The organism is Micromonospora musae (assembly GCF_003626635.1).
GTDB lineage: Bacteria > Actinomycetota > Actinomycetes > Mycobacteriales > Micromonosporaceae > Micromonospora > Micromonospora musae.
Genome location: NZ_RAZT01000004.1, coordinates 244,248 through 262,082, shown reverse-complemented (window position 1 = coordinate 262,082; position 17,835 = coordinate 244,248). Strand labels below are relative to the sequence as shown.

Genomic DNA, 17,835 nt, shown 5'->3' with positions numbered 1-17,835 from the left:
GCACGGCGATGACCAAGGCGCGCTTGCGGGCCGAGGCGCTGACGCTGGCGTACGACAGACGAGTGGTCGTGCGGGATCTCGACGTCCAGATCACCGACGGGTCGTTCACCGTCATCGTCGGCCCGAACGCGTGCGGCAAGTCCACCCTGCTGCGTTCGCTCGCCCGGGTGCTGAAGCCGCACTCCGGCACGGTGCTGCTCGACGGCCGGGCGATCGGGTCGTACCCGTCCCGGCAGGTCGCCAAGCAGCTCGGCATGCTGCCGCAGTCGCCGGTCGCGCCGGGCGGAACGGTGGTGGAGGAGCTGGTCGCCCGCGGCCGCTTCGCGCACCAGCGCCTGGTGCGGCAGTGGTCCGCCGAGGACGAGGCCGCGGTCGCCGACGCGATGCGCCAGACCGAGGTGACCGAGCTGGCCGACCGCTTCGTCGACGAGCTCTCCGGCGGGCAGCGCCAGCGGGTCTGGCTGGCCATGGCGCTGGCCCAGCAGACCTCGATCCTGCTGCTCGACGAGCCGACCACCTTCCTCGACCTCTCCCACCAGTTCGAGGTGCTGGACCTCTGCGCGGAGCTGCACGAGCAGGGCCGCACGATCGTGGCCGTGCTGCACGACCTGAACCAGGCCTGCCGGTACGCCACCGAGCTGATCGTGATGCACGACGGCGCGGTCGTCGCGCAGGGCGCTCCCGCCGAGGTGATGTCGGCGGAGCTGGTGGAGTCGGTCTTCGGGATGCCCTGCCGGGTGATGACCGACCCGGAGACCGACACCCCGATGGTGGTGCCCGCCGACCGGCAGCGGCGGCGGGCGGCGCGCGGCGGCGCGGCGACGGGCGTGGTCGACCGGGCCACCGTGTGACCGGCCGTCGTACGGTGCTCGGCGCAGCGCTCGCCGGGCAGCGGCGCACCATCGCGCTGAGCACAGTCATGTTCTCCGGTCACCAGGCCGGCGAGGCCGCGGTCCCGTTCCTGATCGGCGTGATCATCGACCGGGCGGTGGCCGGCGGCGTCGGCAGCCTCGCGCTGTGGCTGGGGGTGCTGGCCGCGGTCTACCTGTGCCTGAGCTACAGCTTCCGCTACGGCGCGCGCGCCGCCGAGCGGGCCGCCGAGCAGGCCGCCCACGACCTGCGCCTGCGGGTGACCCGGCGGGTGCTGGACGCGCGCGGCGGCGCCGAGGCCGACCGCCTCCCCGGCGCCCTGGTCTCGATCGCCACCAGCGACGCGTCCCGGGTCGGCGCGGTCGCCGTCGCGGTGGCCGCCGGCGTCGCCGCCGTCGTCGCAGTGGTCTTCACGGCAGTCCTGCTGCTCTCCATCTCGCTGCCGCTCGGACTGCTGGTGCTCCTGGGCACCCCTCCGCTGATGCTGCTCACCCGCCTGCTCGGCAAGCCGTTGGAGAGACGCAGCGAGACCGAGCAGGAGCACGGCGCGCAGGCCTCCGGCATCGCCGCCGACCTGGTCGCCGGGCTCCGCGTGATCAAGGGTTTGCGGGCCGAGAGCGCCGCCGTCGCCCGTTACCGGCGGCGCAGTCGCAGCGCGCTGGCCGCGACGGTACGAGCGGCCCGGGCGGAGGCCGCCTACCAGGGGGTGGTCTCCACGCTCAGCGGAGCGTTCCTGGCCGTCATCGCGGTCGTCGGCGGCCTGCTGGCCGTCCGTGGCCAGGTCAGCGTCGGTCAGCTCATCTCCTCGCTCGGCCTGGCGCAGTTCCTGGTGGGGCCGCTGTCGACGTTCGGCTGGGTGGGCGCCGACCTCGCCCAGGGCCGGGCGTCCGCCCGCCGCATCGCCGCCGTGCTGCACGCGCCCGACGCGGTGACCGGCGGCTCGGCGAGCCCGGTCACCCCGGCCCGGGGCGCACTGACGCTGCGGGGTCTGCACAGCCCGCCGCTGCGCGGGGTCGACCTGGACGTCGCCCCCGGCGAGCTGCTCGGCGTCGTCGCCGCCGACCCGGCCGAGGCGGCCGAGCTGGTGCGGGTGCTCGGACGCGTGCGCGACCCGGCCGCCGGGTCGGTCCGACTGGACGGCGTGGCGCTGACCGAGCTCGCTCCGTCCGCGCTGCGGGCCGTGGTGCTCGCCACCGAACACCACACCGACCTCTTCGACGGCACGCTGCGCGACGCCGTCTCGTTGGCCGGGCGCGCCCGACCCGACCGGGTGGCGGCGGCGTTGGCCACGGCCGACGCCGATGAGGTGGCGCGCAGCCTCCCGGACGGTCTGGACAGCGTGCTCGGCGATCAGGCCCGCTCGCTCTCCGGTGGGCAGCGGCAGCGCATCGCGCTCGCCCGGGCGGTGGCCGGCGACCCGCCGGTGCTGATCGTGCACGACCCCACCACCGCCGTTGACGCGGTGACCGAGGCCCGGATCGCCGGGCGACTGCGGTCGATGCGGGACGGGCTGACCACCGTCCTGGTGACCAGCAGCCTGGCGCTGCTCGCGGTGACCGACCGGGTGGTCGTCCTGCGGGACGGCGCCGTGCAGAGCAGCGGCACGCACGCCGACCTGATCGCCGGGGACGCCGGCTACCGAGAGACCGTGCTGGCATGACCGGCCGCACCGGACTCCGGCGCGTGACCGGGAAGTTCGGGCGTACGGAACACAGCGGCACGCCGACGGAGGGCCAGCCATGACCGCAGAGCCGACACCGCTGCCGATCGCCACCGGGCGTCGCACCCGGGCCTGGCTGCGCGTGCTGGTGCGGCCGCACCGGGCCCGGCTGGCCGGCGCGCTCGCCCTGCTGGTCGCCGGCACCACCGCGGGACTGGTGACCCCGCCGCTGCTCGGCCGGATCGTCGATCTGGCGACCGGCGGGGGCAGCACCGGCGAGTTCCTGCTCACCGGCGCCGGGCTGGTGGGCGGCGCGATCGCCGAGGCGGCGCTGGCCGGCCTCGGCGTGGCCCTGCTCGCCCAGGTGGGTGAGGGCATGCTGGCCCGGCTGCGGGAACGGTTCGTGGCCGCCGCGCTGCGCCTCCCGCTGGAGCGGGTCGAGCGCGCCGGGACCGGTGACCTCACCTCCCGGGTCACCAACGACGTGGCGGTGGTCGCCGAGGCGGCCCGCAGCGCGCTGCCCGAGTTCGCCCGGGCCCTTTTGACGATCGTGCTCACCCTGGCCGGGATGGCGGTGCTCGACTGGCGCTTCCTGGTCGCGGCGCTGATCGCGGTGCCGGTGCAGGTGTACACGGTCGGCTGGTACACCCGTCGCGCCATGCCGCTCTACGCGCGGCAGCGCGTGGCGGTCGCCGCGCAGCAGCATCACCTGCTCGCCACCATCGACGGCGCGCCGACCATCCGCGCCTTCCGGATCGCCGAAGAGCACCGGGACCGGGTCGCCGGCAAGTCGCAGCAGGCGGTGGAGCTGCTGTTGCGGGGCGTCGCGCTGCAGACCCGGTTCTACGCCCGGCTGCACGTCGCCGAGTTCGCCGGGCTGGCCGCCGTGCTCGCCACCGGATTCCTGCTGGTGCGGGGGGACGCGGTGAGCATCGGCACGGCCACCGCGGCGGCCCTGTACTTCCATGGCCTCTTCAACCCGATCAACGTGGCCCTGGCCCTGGTCGACGACGCCCAGGCCGCCGCGTCGGGGCTGGACCGGCTGGTCGGGGTCGCCGACCTGGACCCGCCCGCCCGGCCGCCGGTGACGCCCGCGCAGACGCCGGACGCGGTGGTGGTCAGCGGGGTCGACTTCGCCTACGTACCGGGGCGGCCGGTGCTGACCGGTGTGGACCTGACGATCCGCCGGGGGGAACGGGTGGCCCTGGTGGGCAGCAGCGGAGCGGGCAAGACCACCCTGGCCAAGGTGATCGCCGGTGTGCACCCGGTGACCGGCGGGAGCGTCGCGGTGCCGGCCGGGGAGGTCGCGCTGATCACGCAGGAGGTGCACGTCTTCGCCGGGCCGCTCGGCGAGGACCTGCGACTGGCCCGCCCGGACGCCACCGACGACGAGGTGCGTGCCGCGCTGGCCGCCGTGGACGCGCTGAGCTGGGTGGAGCAGCTGCCCGACGGTACGAACACCGAGGTCGGCGCGGGCGGGCACGTCCTCACCGCGGCGCAGGCGCAGCAACTGGCGTTCGCCCGGTTGATCCTGCGGGACCCGCCGGTGGCCATTCTGGACGAGGCCACCGCCGAGGCGGGCAGCGCGGGGGCGCGTCTGCTCGAACGGGTGGCCGCGACGGCCCTGGCCGGGCGTACCGCGCTGATCGTGGCGCACCGCCTGACGCAGGCGGTGTCGGCGGACCGGATCGTGGTGCTGGAGGAGGGCCGGATCGTCGAGGTCGGCACCCACCGGGAACTGACCGAGCGGGGCGGCCGGTACGCCACCCTGTGGCAGGCCTGGTCGGACCAGCGGGTGCCACACCTCGCGTCGGAGTGAGCGGGAGACCGTCGAGGACCGACCGAATTCATCGATAGTTGTCTGGTGTCCGTGCCGTACGGGTGATTTGCTGACCGAGTCCTTCGTGGACCTGGAGTCCGGACGAACTCGGGAGAGCGCCATGTTCGACGAGCTGCTCGCGTCGGTACGCGCCCGGGTCAACCGGTACCTGAACTCCGGGGACGCGGAGGATGTATGTCACCCGGCCGGGCTGCGCGACGCGCAGGCGCTGCTGGTGGTGGCCGGTGAGTTGCCGGGTGGCCGGTTCGCGCGCGGCGGCCGGACGCCACTGGTCGACGCGCAGCACGCCGCCGCGCTCCTGTACTACGCCCGACATGTCGCCGGGTCGACCGGCGACGACGAGAGCGATCTGAGCCGGGCCGAGCCACTGCTGCGACCGGTGTCCGACCGGGTTCCCGAGCTGACCGAGCAGCTGCGGGCGCTCGCCGAGGTGCCGGCGCAGCCGGTCCGGCTGAGCCCGCAGCGGGTGGCCGTCTTCACCTTCGCCGGTTCACCGCTGCACGAGGTCGACGCGGTCATCGCGGTGACCCGGCACGCCGTGCGGGCCGCCGTCGACGACGGGACGGATCCCCTGCCGCTGCGGATGAACCTCGCCGAGGCCCAGGAGCTCCGTTACCGGCGCACCGGCGAGGTCGCGGACCTGACGGACGCCATCGACACCGCCCGGGCGGTGTTGGCGGAGACGCCGCCCGACGACTCGATGTACACCAACCGGCTCACCACGCTCGGCGGCTACCTCCAGCTCCGGTTCGCGGGTGCCGGCAACAGCGCTGACCTGGCGGCCTCGATCGTGACGCTTGAGCAGGCGTTGTCGGCGGCGCCGGCCGACCACGAGGACCGCCCCATGTACCTGTCGAACCTGGGCCGGGCGAGGCTGACCCGCTACGCGCACGTCTCGCAGGATCTCGCCGATCTCGATGCCGCGTTCGAGCTGATCCGGTCGGCGGTGAGCGCCACCCCCGTAGGGGACCCGGGGCTGGGCGGCCGGCTCCACGCGCTGCACCAGACGCACCGCCTGCGGTACGCCCGCACCGGCGACCCCACGTACCTCGAGGCGGCGCTGGTCGCGGCGTACCAGGCGGTCGAGGCGACCCCACCGGAGCACGGTGAGCGCCCCGAGCGGATCCTCGACGTCGGCGCCACTCATCTGGATCGGTACGAGCGGACCGGGGACAAGCAGGACGCCGCGGTGGCGATCGACATCGCCCGGCAGGTCAAGCGGGTCGCCCCGCGGGATCACCCGCTGCACGCGGCCGCCCGGGAGCTGCTGGAGCGCGTCCGCCGCTGAGCTCGCGGCGTACCGGCCGCGCGCTGCCCCGGGTGGCGTCGGCCAGGCCGCAACTTTTCCGCACAATCCGCCCTTCGGGCCCGTCGACGGGATGAACGTCGCGGCCCGGTGGCGACTCCTCAGCGCCGCGGGGCGCCGCGTCCTGCGCCGAACTCGCGTGTGGTCGCCCTGCCGTGGCCCGGTGTAGCCTCGCATCGGACACGCTGTCTAGACACCCTGTCTAGTCAGCCGCCGGCCGGCTCGTCGGACCGGACGATCAACGAGGAGTGGATGATGAAATACCGCCTGTTGGGGCGAACCGGGGTCTGGGTCTCCGAGATCTCGCTGGGCACCATGACGTTCGGCGGTGCGACCCACCCGGTCTGGGGCGCTCTGGGCGCCTTGGGGCCGTCCGAGGCCGATCGCCTGGTCGGCGCGGCGCTCGACGCCGGCGTGAACTTCATCGACACCGCCGACTTCTACAGCGACGGGGAGTCCGAGGAGCTGCTCGGCCAGGTGCTGAAGGACCGCCGACGGGACGTCGTACTGGCGACCAAGCTGTACTCGCCGGTCGGGCCGGGCCCGAACGACAACGGCCTCTCCCGGTTGCACGTGATGCGGGCCCTGGAGGACAGCCTGCGCCGGCTGCGTACGGACCACATCGACCTCTATCAGATCCACCAGTTCGACCACCTGACCCCGATCGAGGAGACGCTGAGCGCGCTCGACGACGCGGTCCGGCAGGGCAAGATCCGCTACCTCGGCTGCGCCAACCTCGCCGCCTGGCAGATCAGCCACGCGCTCGGCGTCTCCGCGCAACACCACCAGGCCAGGTTCGTCTCGGCGCAGGTCTACTACTCGCTGCTCGGGCGCGACGTCGAGCGGGAGCTGGTGCCGATGGCCGAGGCGCAGGGCGTCGGACTGACGGTGTGGAGCCCCCTGGCCGGCGGGTTCCTCTCCGGCAAGGTCACCCGCGACGGTGTGACCGACGAGGGCTCGCGCCACGCCGGGTCGGGCTACGACTTCCCGCCGATCGACCGGGAGCGCGGTCACGACGTACTCGACGTCGTCCGGGCCGTCGCCGCCCGGCACGGGGTGAGCCCCGCCCGCGTGTCGATCGCCTGGTTGCTGGCCCAGCGCGCCGTCTCCAGCGTCATCGTGGGTGCCCGCAAGGTGGAGCAGCTCGTGGACAACGTGGCCGCCACCGACCTGACCCTCACCGAGCAGGACCTGGCCGAGCTCGACGCCGTCAGCGCCCTGCCCACGGCCTACCCGAACTGGATCCAGCAGATGTTCGCCCCGACGCGGGTGCCGCAGCAGCGCGGCGTCGCCGTGCCGGACCCGGCGTAGCAACAGCCCGTCGTCCGACCCGGCGCCGGCCGCCGACCCCGGTCGGGGCCGGTCGGGGCGGTCATCGGGAGCAACGAATCGTCGAATCTCAGAGACATACGGGGGAATCGTTCATGTCTGACCTGGCCGCGCCCAACCCGAGACGCTGGACAGCGCTGCTCGTCATCTCGCTCGCCCAGCTCATGGTGGTGCTCGACTCCACGATCGTGAACATCGCACTACCCGCCGCACAGCACGATCTCGGCTTCTCCGACGGCACCCGGCAATGGGTGATCACCGCCTACACGCTCGCCTTCGGCGGGCTGCTGCTGCTCGGCGGCAGGATCGCCGACATCGCCGGGCGCAAGCGCACCTTCCTGATCGGTCTGCTCGGCTTCGCCGCCGCCTCGGCGATCGGTGGCTTCGCGGTCAACACCGGCATGCTGCTCGGCGCCCGAGCACTACAGGGCTTCTTCGCCGCGCTGCTCGCCCCGGCCGCGCTCTCCCTGGTGACCGTGACCTTCACCGAGGTACGGGAGCGGGCCAAGGCGTTCGGTGTGTTCAGCGCCGTCGCCGGTGGCGGCGGCGCTCTCGGCCTCATCCTCGGCGGGGTGCTCACCGAGTACCTCGACTGGCGGTGGTGCCTCTACGTCAACGTCCCGATCACGCTGGTCGCCGGAGTGGGCGCCGTGCTGGTGATCCGCGACGTGGCGCACTCGCGCAACACGAACCGACTCGACATCCCGGGCGCGCTGCTGGCCAGTCTCGGCCTGGTGAGCCTGGTGTACGGGTTCACCCGGGCCGAGACCGACGGCTGGACGGCCGCCTGGACCCTGGGCTCGTTCGCCGCCGCGGTGGTGCTGCTGGTCGCGTTCGCGGTCGTGGAGTCCGTCGTCAAGGCGCCACTGCTGCCGTTGCGGGTACTCACCGAGCGCAACCGGGGTGGTGCCTTCCTCGGGCTCGGTATCGCCGTGATCGGCATGTTCGGTCTACTGCTGTTCATCACCTACTACCTGCAGGTGGTCAAGGCCTGGTCGCCGGTTCTCACCGGTGTGGCGTTCCTGCCCATGGTGATCGGCCTGGTCATCGGTTCCGCACAGATCGGACCCCGCCTGCTGCACCGGGTCGCGCCACGCCTGCTGATGGCACCGGGATTCCTGGCCGGGGCGCTCGGCATGCTGCTGCTGACCCAGCTCAGGGTCGACAGCTCGTACCTCTGGCCGATCCTGCCGGGCATGGCCCTGCTCGGCCTGGGCCTGGGCGTCGGGTTCATCACCGCCATGCACCTGGCCGCCCACGGTGTGCAGCCACGTGACGCGGGTGTCGCCTCCGCGATGGTCAACACCTCACAGCAGATCGGCGGCTCGATCGGCACCGCGCTGCTGAACACCGTCGCCGCCGGTTCCACCACCGCCTGGCTGGCCACGCACCTCACCGGCACGCCGACTCCGCAACTGGCGAACGCGGCGGCGGTGCACGGCTACGTCACCGCGATGTGGTGGACCGTCGGCGTGATGCTGGCCGCGGCCGCGATCGTCGTCGTCTTCGTCAACGCCCGGCGGGAGGGCGGCCCGGCGGCGCAGACCGGTGACGGGGAAGAGAACGAGAGCCAGGTGCCCGTGCTCGCGCACTGACCGGCTCGACCGGAATCCGCCAAGGGGGCCTGTCCGTCGTGAGTACGGGCAGGCCCCCGGGCACGCCCGGCCCGTGGCCGCAGGCTTCGACGCTGATCAGCCCGGTTACCGTTTCCGGTGTGCGGGCGGAGGCGGACGAGGCGATCGGCTTCTCGGTGCTCGGCTCGATCCGGGTCGTCCGCGCCGGCGCCGAGCTGCACCTGGGGGCCCGCCAGCAGCGCCTCGTCCTCGCGTTGCTGCTGGCCCGGGCCGGTTCACCCGTCTCGCTGACCGAGCTGGTCGACCTGCTCTGGGACGACGAGGCCCCGGCCAGCGCCGCGAACGTGGTGCACCGGCACGTCGGAGCGCTCCGGCGACTGCTCGAACCGGGCCTGCCCACACGGTCGACAGGCCGGTACCTCCCCCGGGAGCTCTCGGGCTACCGGCTGCACGCCGACGAGGACTCCCTCGACCTGCTGAAGTTCCGGTCGCTGAGCCGGCTCGCCGGCCGGAGCCTGCGGGACGGCGATCCGGAGTCGGCGCTGCGGCACTCCCTCGACGGGCTGCGGCTGTGGCGCGGCCGGTGCGCCGCCGGCCTGGAACCGGCCTCCCGCCTGCACCCCGCCTTCCTCGCCGTGGAGGCCGAGCGCGCCCAGGCGGTGCGCGAGGCCGCCGACGCCGCCGAGCGCTGCGGCCGGATGAGTGCGGTGTTGGTGCCGCTGCGGCAGGCGGCCGAACTGCACCCGCTCGACGAGTCGCTACAGAGCCGGCTGCTGCTGGCGCTGGCCGCCGACGGCCGTCAGGCGGAGGCCGTCGAGACGTACCGGGTGGTGCGCCGCCGGCTCGCCGACGAGCTGGGCATCGATCCGGGCGAGGAGCTGCGGGAGGCGTACGACCGGCTGCTGCACCAGCGCACCCCGGCGGCGCGTACCGGGTCGCCGGCGCCGCTCCCCCGGCCCGCGCAGCTGCCGCCGGACCTGCCCTTCTTCACCGGTCGCGGCGACCTCGTCGCCGAGGCCCGCGCGTTGGTGGCGCGTCCGGGTGGGCCGACGGTGCTCGCGATCGACGGGATGCCCGGGATCGGCAAGACCACCCTCGCCGTTCACCTCGCCCACGAGTTCGCCGCCGCCTACCCCGACGGGCAGCTCTACGTCGACCTGCGCGGATACGACGGGCGAGAGCCGGCGATGAGCCCGGCCGAGGCGCTGCGCGGCTTCCTCGGCTCGCTCGGGGTGCCACAGGACGGCATACCCGCCGAGCTGCACGCGCAGGCGGGCCTCTACCGCAGCAGCCTGGCCGGCCGACGCCTGCTGATCGTCCTCGACAACTGCCGGGACGCCGAGCAGATCCGGCACCTGCTGCCGGGCAGCCCCGGCTGTCTGGTGATCGTCACGAGCCGCGGTCGGCTCAGCACGCTGCTGACCACGGCCGGCGCGCATCCGTTGCCGGTCGGCCTGCCGAGCATCGACGAGGCCCGCGCCGCGCTCCTGCGTCCGCTCGGCGACGGCCGCGTCGCCACGGACCCGGCCGCGGTGGACGCCATCATCGCCCGCTGCGGACGGCTACCGCTCGCGCTGGCCGTGGTGGCCGCCCGCGCGGCGGGCCTGCCGCGGACGTCGCCGGCGCAGATCGCCGCCGAGCTGGCCGAAGCGCCCGGGAGTCTGGACGGTTTCGACGGCGACGACCCGCAGACCGGGCTGCGTGCCGTCTTCTCCTGGTCCTACCAGGCGCTCTCCGCCCCGGCCGCGCGGCTCTTCCGGCTGCTGCCGATCCATCCCGGCCCCGACATCTCGGTCGCCGGGGCGGCGGGTCTGGCCGGCGTTGCGCTGCGGACCGGCCGTACATTGGTCGGCGAACTGAGCCGCGCGCACCTGATCAGCGAGGACCGACCGGGCCGCTACCGCACCCACGACCTGCTGCTGGCGTACGCCGCGGAGCTCGGCGAGGAGCACGACAGCCCGGCCGAGCGAGCCGCCGCGGAGCTGCGCTGCCTGCGGTTCTACCGGGCCACCAGCTTCCAGGCGCACCTGCGGCTCCTGACCTCCGAGTACCACCCGATGATCGAGCCGGTACCGGGCGAGGCTCCGCTGCGCTTCGCCGACCAGGGCGAGGCGATGCGCTGGTTCGCCGCCGAGCGGCCGGTCCTGACGGCGCTGGTCGGCCGGGCCGCGCGGCAGGGCCGGCACACCGAGGCCTGGCAGCTCGCCCTCGGCATGCAGCAGTTCTTCGACCGCAGCGGCCGGTGGGTCGAGTGGACGACGACCGGCGAGGTGGCCCTCGACGCCGCCCGGGCCGGCGGCGACCTGGTGGGGCAGGCCCGGATGCACCGCAGCCTGGCCGGGGCGGCCTACTTCCGGCACGAGCACGAGGCCGCGCTCGGGCATCTCGACCGGGCGGTCGAGCTGCTCACCCGGCTCGGCCTGCTCGGTGAGCTGATCCGGGCCAACATCAACCGGGCGATGATCCTGGGCGCCCAGGGGCGACACGAAGATGTCGTCCGGGCGGTCTCCGCGGCGCTGGGCCCGGCCCGGACGGTCGGGGACGACAAGCTGCTCGCCGACGCCCTCGCGGTCCTGGGCGTGAGCAACGCCGAGCTGGGCCGGGCGGAGGAGGCCGTGCGCTGCGCCGAGCAGGCGATGGCGCTGTCGCGCGGGGCGCAGTACAGGCTGGGCATCGCCGAGGCGTGGGAGGTGTTCGGCCGGGCGCACTCCGCTCGCCGGGAGCTCGGCATGGCCGTCGACTGCTGGCGCGAGGCAGCCGCCGCCTACCAGGAGGCCTCGGCGCCGGCGCCGGCCGCGGAGGTGCTGGCGCTGCTCGGCGACGCCCTCGCCACCGCCGGCGAGCAGGACGCCGCGCTGCGGGCGTGGCGCGAGGCGCTGGCCCTGATCCCGTACGCGCAGACCCGCACCGGCCGGCGGCTGGCCGACCTGCTCGCGACGGTCACGTCGGGTCCCTGACCGGCTGCGATCGGCGACGGCACTCGATTCGCACTGGCACGTCAGTCCATTCGCATCGCTCGTCCATAGGCTCGTGCCTCGACTCGCCGTTGCTCCTGTCTGTGGGGGTACACCGTGCTCCGGGCATCCGACGAACCACCGGCCGACCACTCCGAGCGCATGACCGCGCTGCACGCGGACCACGCCCGTGCCGTGCTGCGTCTGCTGCTCGTGTTGACCCAGGGACAACGGCAGACCGCCGAGGATCTGCTTCAGGAGACGATGCTGCGGGCCTGGCGACACCTCGACTCCGTGCCGGCCGAGTCCGATGCCGCCCGCCGGTGGCTGCTCACCGTCGCTCGGCGGCTCGTCATCGACGGCGTCCGGCTGCGGCGGGGCCGTCCGGCCGAGGTCCATCTCGTCGACATGACCTGGATTCCCGCCGGTGACGACACCACCGGCAGCGCGCTCGCGTCGTACGCCATGCGGCACGCGCTCGGCCGGTTGAGCGCAGCGCAGCGCAGCCTGCTCTCCGAGGTCTACCTGGTCGGCCGGTCGCCGGAGGAGATGGCGGGCCGGTTGGGTCTGCCGATCGGCACGGTGAAGTCCCGAACCCACTACGCGCTGCGCGCGCTGCGCAGCGGCCTCGAAGCGGCCTGAGCAGGGCGTGCTTCCGCCGACCGGTGGATCCGGCCGCTGAGTCGGCGCTCACCTCGTCGCCCCGCGCCCCGCCCACCCGAGGTGGGGCCTGCCATGCTCTGCCGATCGGCACCATCGGGCTCGGCATGGATCGCATCGGTTTGAGAGACGCGTTGTCGTTCGACGTCCTCGGCCCGGTGCGCGTCCGGCGTGGGCGGTCCGAGATCGAACCCGGCACCCGGCAGCAGCGGCTGATCCTGGCGTTGCTGCTCATCCGGGCCGGCGACGCGGTCAGCGTCGCCGAACTCGTCGACCTGCTCTGGGAATCCGACCCGCCACCCAGCGCCGTCAACGTGGTGCACCGGCACGTCGGGCTGCTCCGGCGGCGCTTCGAGCCGGGCCTGCCGACGCGGGCGGCGGGCTCGGTGCTGATCCGCGACGGCGCCGAGTACCGGCTGCGGATCGACGGGGAGTCGCTCGACCTGCTGCGTTTCCGGCGGCTGGTGGCCGAGGCCGCGAAGAGCTCCGGCGAGCCGGCCGTCGCGCTCTACCGGGACGCCCTGGCGCTCTGGCGCGACCGAGTTGCCTCCGACCTGCGGACCGGCGACCGGGTTCATCCGGACTTCGTCGCGGTCGACCGCGAGCGGTTCGGGGCCGTCCGGGCGGCGACCGACGCCGCGCTGCGGGCCGGCTGCGCGCACCTGGTGCTGCCGGCGATCCGGCTGGCCGCCGAGTACGAGCCACTGGACGAGGCGTTGCAGGCGGGGCTGCTGCAGGCGCTCGCCGCGGACGGCCGGCGGGTCGAGGCCCTCGCCGCGTACGCCGACATCGAGCACCGGCTCGCCGCCGAACTCGGCATCCGGCCGGGCTTCGACCTGCGCGCGGCCCGCGACCGGCTACTCGGCCACGACGGCCCGGCCGAGGGTTCCGGGTCCGGGAGCGTCGGACCGGCCCTCGCCGGGTCCGCGGCGCCGCGCGACGGCACGAAGGCCGGAGCCGACCGTCCGGCCTTCGTTCGGCCGGGAGCGCCGCCCGGCGGCACGACCGCCGGTTCGTGGACGTCGGCCGGGCCGGAGCCGTCGCGGCCGGTCCGGGCCGAGCCGCCGGCGCAGCTGCCGGCCGACCATCCCTTCTTCATCGGTCGCCGGGCCGCCGTGGCCGCCGCCGAGGAGCTGCTAGCCGCGGACCCGCAGGCCACCGCGCTGCTCGTCGACGGGATGCCCGGCGTCGGGAAGACCACCTTCGCGGTGCACCTGGCGCACCGGTTGGCCGCCCGCTACCCGGGCGGGCAGCTGCACGCGGACCTGCGCGGTTTCGACGCCGGCGGTTCGGTGATGACCCCGGCGGAGGCGCTGCGCGGTTTCCTGTGGTCGCTCGGGGTCGCGCCGGCCGCCATCCCGGCCGAGCCGCCCGCCCAGGCGAGCCTCTACCGCAGCATCCTGGCCGAGCGCCGGACGCTGATCCTGCTCGACAACTGCCGCGACTGGGGCCAGATCCGGGACCTGCTGCCCGGGCCCGGCGGCAGCCTCGTCATCGCGACCAGCCGACGCCGGATCGCCGGCGGGGGCGTACCGGCGGTCGCCCACCCGATCCACCTCGATCTGCTGACCGAGGTCGAGTCCCGCGAACTGCTCGTGCGACGCCTCGGCGAGGCGGCGACCGCCGACCGGGCCGCCGTCAACGAGATCATCGCGCGCTGCGGCCGGCTGCCGCTGGCCCTGGCGCTGGTCGCCACCCGCAGCGTCGGCCGAGCCGCACTCGGCCTGCCCGTAGTCGCCGCCGAGCTGGCCGAGGCCGACGGCCGGCTGACCGGATTCGGGGAGGCGCACGCCGATCTGGAGGCGGTCTTCTCCTGGTCCTACCGGGCCCTGACGCCCGCGGCGGCCCGACTCTTCCGGCTGCTGCCCCTGCATCCGACCGGGGAGTTGAGCACGGAAGCGGCGGCCGCGCTGGGCGGCCTCTCCCTGCGTGCCGCCCGCGACCTGCTCGCCGAACTCGGCGCACAGCTGCTGGTGCAGCCCGGCGACGGGCGGTGGCGGATGCACGACCTGGTGCGCGCCTACGCCGTGGAGCTGGGGGAGGAACATGACGGGACCGCCGAGCGCGACGCCGTCGAGCGGGTCCACGACGATGACGAACCGAGTGCGTACGCCACGGACTCTCCGCCGGCCCGGCGGATCCGCGACGCGCCGCACCGGCACCGGTGACCCGGACGCGGCGCCGGTGGGCGCCGCGTCCGGGGCCCACCGTCAGTACCGGTAGGCGCGGATGACGGTCTGCTTGACCGTGTTACCGCCGGTGTCGCTCGCGGCGGCGCGCAGCGAGACGAAGCCGTGCCCCTTCGGGTTGTACACCAGGGCGACCGCCTTCTCACCGAGGCGCAGCACGGTGAGCTTCCGCCAGCTCTTGCCGTCGTCGAAGGACGCCTCGACGGTCAGCGTCCGGGTCCGGCCCGGCGCCGCCCCGACCTGCCGGTCGAGCGAGACCGGGATCGCGAAGAGCCGCCCGGCGGGCGCCCGGTTGTCGATGTCGAGCTCCGGCGTGTAGCGGATCGCGGTCATCGGCAGCTTCACCAGCTCGCCGTCGGCCACCCGACCGGACTTGAAGGTCCACTCCGCGTCGACGACAGTCGACAGGGTGAAGGCCGGGTCGCTCTGGAACCTCGCGGTCAGCTTGTAGTCACCCTTCTCCGCGGGCACGTCCCAGGTCCACGGCGCCTGGTTCGCGTCGCCGATCTTGGTCCCGTTGCGGTAGAGGTTCACCTGCACGCTGCCGCCGACGGGGTGTCGGAAACCCATGTGCCCGGCGCCGTCACCGTGCAGCGGGCCCGGTCCGCCGATCGTGTCGCCCCAGTAGCGGGTGGCGTACTGCTGGCCGAAGTTCGGCTCCGGGAAGACCGGCCCGATCACCCCGTTGGCCCACTTCACGTCGTACGTGCGCCCGGGCTTGAAGCTGGTCCACGGCGACTGGTAGTACGTGTACCCCTGCTGGGCCGAGGTCGACTGCCAGACCGCCGACTTGTCCTGGTTGTAGTACTCGGTGAAGGTGCTCGGCGCGTCGTAGGTGAAGCTCGGCGGGATGACGCGATCGTCGCGGTAGACCGGCGAGTTGCCGGGCGCGTGCGCGACGGCGGTCCGCGAAACCGGCACGTCGGCCACGTCCGCGCTGACCCGGGAGCGGACGGTGGCGAAGTCGTTCGCGCGCAGCTTGCGGGTCAGCCCGGTCATCATCTTCTCGGGCTCGTAGAGGTAGACCCGGTAGACGTACGGGCTGTTGTGCAGGCTGCCGTCGTCGGCCACCTGGCCCCACATCCCGTGCACGTAGGAGACGAAGCCGGGCGTCTTGCCGGGCCCGATCTGCGCGGTCCGCACGTGGTCGAAGGGAAGGTTCATCAGCACGCCGTACGGGTCGTTGCTGCCCCAGATCTGCGGCTGCTCGGTCCGGATCGTCCAGCCGGACTCGGGGAAGATCATGGTGGCCTTCGAGTTCGGCACCGACACCGCGATCGGCTTCGCCTGACGGGCGTCCATGGTGAGCGACTGGTCCCGGGTCAGGTCGAGGCTCGGCCGCACCAACGACGTGACCTGCGGGAAGTTCGGGTCGCCGCTCTGCAGGTAGGTCTGGACCAGGTAGCGGCCCGGACGGACCCGGTACGTGGTGGTGGCGGGATCGCCGAGCACCAGCACGGTCTGCCGGTCCAGGTCGGTCAGGACCGTCGCCCAGCCCTGCTCGGGCGTGGGCGCTCCGCCGTCGGGCCCGACGAGCTTGAGGGTCAGCCGCTGCCGGGCGATGTCGAGAGCGACCGGGGTCTGCACCTGCACGCCGTCGCCGATGGCGGTCACCTCGCCGCCGAGGTAGCGGTCGGGCAGGTCGGCGCCGGCCCGCACGGTGACGGTCACGGTGGCCGTGCCGCCGGCCGGGACCGTCACCGAGGAGGCGCTGAGGTTGAAGAGGCCGGCCGGCGCCGGGGCGCCGTCGGCGTCCTTGGCGTCGAGGGCGAGGGCCAGGGTGAGCGCGGTGGAGCCGCTGTTCGCGTACGTGATCGTGCGCTGCTGTGCGGCGCCGGTCCGCTCGAAGGCGACGCTGACCGGGCTCGCCGTGACGGTCTGCCGGGTCGCCCGGGCGACGTCGAGGAAGCCCGCGCCCTGCTCGTAGACCCCGATGGTGGCGTTCGGCTGCGCGGCTGCCATCAGCGTGGACTTGATCCGCTCAGGCGTCCAGTCCGGGTGCTGCTGCGCCAGGATCGCCGCCGCGCCGGCCACGTGCGGGGTCGCCATCGAGGTGCCGTTCATGCCGGTGTACTGCGGGTTCTCGGCGGCCGGCAGCTCGGAGGCGGAGCTGCGGGCGGCGACGATGCCGACGCCGGGCGCGGTGATGTCCGGCTTGATGCCGGCGTCGCCAGCGCGCGGGCCACGGCCGGAGAAGGAGGCCAGCTCGCCCGTCTTGGTCACGGCGCCCACGGTCAGCGCCTCGGCCACACTGCCCGGCGAGTCCACCGTGGACTCGCCGGCCTCGCCGCTGTTGCCCGCGGCGACGACGAAGAGCGTGCCGTAGCGGTGGGTGAGGTCGGCCACGGCCGCCTCGATCGGGTCGGTCTCCGGGCTGTCCGCGCCGCCGAGGCTCATGTTGGCGACCTTGACGCCCTGCTGCGCCGCCCAGGTCATGCCGGCGAGGATGGCCGACTCCGGGCAGCCCGCCTCGACGCAGACCTTGGCGCTGTAGAGGGAGGCGCCGGGCGCCATGCCCTTGTACCGGCCCTGCGAGGCCTCTCCGCCACCGGCGATGGTGGAGGCGACGTGGGTGCCGTGGCCGACCCGGTCGAGGGTGTCCGGGTCGGCGGTGAAGTTCTCCGTGGCGGCGACGCGGCCGGCCAGGTCGGGGTGGGTCTGGTCGACGCCGGTGTCGATCACACCGACCTTCACCCCGGCTCCCGTGAAGCCGGCCTGCCAGGCCTGCGGCGCGCCGGTCAGCGGGACGCTGACGTCGAGGGTGGGCTGGCGCAGCCCGTCGAGCCAGATCTTGTCGAACCCGGTCCGCAGCCGCCGCTCGGTGCCGCCCGCGGTCGACGTGATGCTGTTCCAGAAGGACACCGCGTCCGCGCGGCTCTCCGCGACCGCGCTCACCCCGGAGAGGGTCCGGGTGGTCCGGGCGCCGGCGAGGCCACCGGGGGCGGTGCCGCCGTGCTGGACGATGAGCGGCAGGGTGGCCCGGCTGTCGTCGTAGCCGAACTCGACGAGGGTCGAGATGTCGAAGAGCCGGGCGTCGAGCTTGCCGCGGTTGAGCAGGGCGAGGGCGTCGGCGGGGATCACCCGGACGTCCTCGCCGGCGCTGTGGGTGATGAACGGGACCCGTTCCCGGCCCTTGCCCGGCACGACGTCGACAGCGGTCTGGCCGTTCACCGCGCTGACGTGGACGGTGTCGCCGGTGACCAGCGTGACCGTCCGGGGCTTGGCCGCGACTGCGGCGGTGGTCGCCCGTTCGGCGACCGTGGGTGTGGTCGCCGGCTCCGCGGCCCGGGGCTGTGCGGACGCGGGCGAACCGCCCGGCGCCACCGCCGAGACGCCCAGCACCAGCACTGCCAGCGCGGATAACTTGCGGACTGATCGCATCATGCTCCCTTGATGAATGCGAGGGGGTGTTCGGCTGCTCCAGACGTGTCGGCCCGGTGAAAGTTCAGTCCA

Annotated in this window: 10 protein-coding genes; 9 read left to right on the top strand and 1 reads right to left on the bottom strand. The window is 74.0% G+C overall.

Features of this window, described 5'->3' with window-relative positions; genetic code table 11:
• The first annotated feature begins 8 nt into the window (after window positions 1-8).
• From D7044_RS09995 to D7044_RS09955, 9 genes are all read left to right on the top strand, one after another.
• Window positions 9-851, top strand: coding sequence for an ABC transporter ATP-binding protein (locus D7044_RS09995; protein ID WP_120688640.1), 843 nt, complete (start codon window positions 9-11; stop codon window positions 849-851).
• Window positions 848-2,530, top strand: a complete 1,683-nt coding sequence (locus D7044_RS09990; protein WP_233564924.1) for an ABC transporter ATP-binding protein — start codon at window positions 848-850, stop codon at window positions 2,528-2,530. The genes D7044_RS09995 and D7044_RS09990 overlap by 4 nt, the downstream gene beginning before the upstream one ends.
• 79 nt (window positions 2,531-2,609) lie before the next feature.
• Window positions 2,610-4,349, top strand: a complete 1,740-nt coding sequence (locus D7044_RS09985; protein WP_120688639.1) for an ABC transporter ATP-binding protein — start codon at window positions 2,610-2,612, stop codon at window positions 4,347-4,349.
• A gap of 121 nt (window positions 4,350-4,470) precedes the next feature.
• A complete protein-coding gene (locus D7044_RS09980) occupies window positions 4,471-5,658 on the top strand; it encodes a hypothetical protein (protein WP_147434625.1) in 1,188 nt (395 codons plus the stop codon).
• A gap of 273 nt (window positions 5,659-5,931) precedes the next feature.
• On the top strand, window positions 5,932-6,987 hold the full coding sequence (locus tag D7044_RS09975) for an aldo/keto reductase (protein WP_120675247.1): 1,056 nt from the start codon (window positions 5,932-5,934) through the stop codon (window positions 6,985-6,987).
• 113 nt (window positions 6,988-7,100) lie between these two features.
• Entirely contained in the window at window positions 7,101-8,600 is a 1,500-nt protein-coding gene (locus tag D7044_RS09970; protein WP_120688637.1) for an MFS transporter, read from the top strand.
• A 119-nt stretch (window positions 8,601-8,719) separates the two neighbouring features.
• A complete protein-coding gene (locus tag D7044_RS09965; protein WP_147434624.1) occupies window positions 8,720-11,536 on the top strand; it encodes an AfsR/SARP family transcriptional regulator in 2,817 nt (938 codons plus the stop codon).
• A gap of 114 nt (window positions 11,537-11,650) precedes the next feature.
• Window positions 11,651-12,175, top strand: a complete 525-nt coding sequence (locus D7044_RS09960) for a sigma-70 family RNA polymerase sigma factor (protein WP_199716557.1) — start codon at window positions 11,651-11,653, stop codon at window positions 12,173-12,175.
• A gap of 125 nt (window positions 12,176-12,300) precedes the next feature.
• The gene (locus D7044_RS09955; protein WP_120688635.1) at window positions 12,301-14,361 is read left to right on the top strand and encodes an AfsR/SARP family transcriptional regulator; all 2,061 of its coding nucleotides are present in this window, start codon (window positions 12,301-12,303) and stop codon (window positions 14,359-14,361) included.
• Between the two features lie 42 nt (window positions 14,362-14,403).
• Here D7044_RS09955 and D7044_RS09950 read toward each other — a convergent pair whose 3' ends face one another.
• A complete protein-coding gene (locus D7044_RS09950) occupies window positions 14,404-17,766 on the bottom strand; it encodes a S8 family peptidase (RefSeq protein WP_233564923.1) in 3,363 nt (1,120 codons plus the stop codon).
• Window positions 17,767-17,835: the final 69 nt, after the last annotated feature.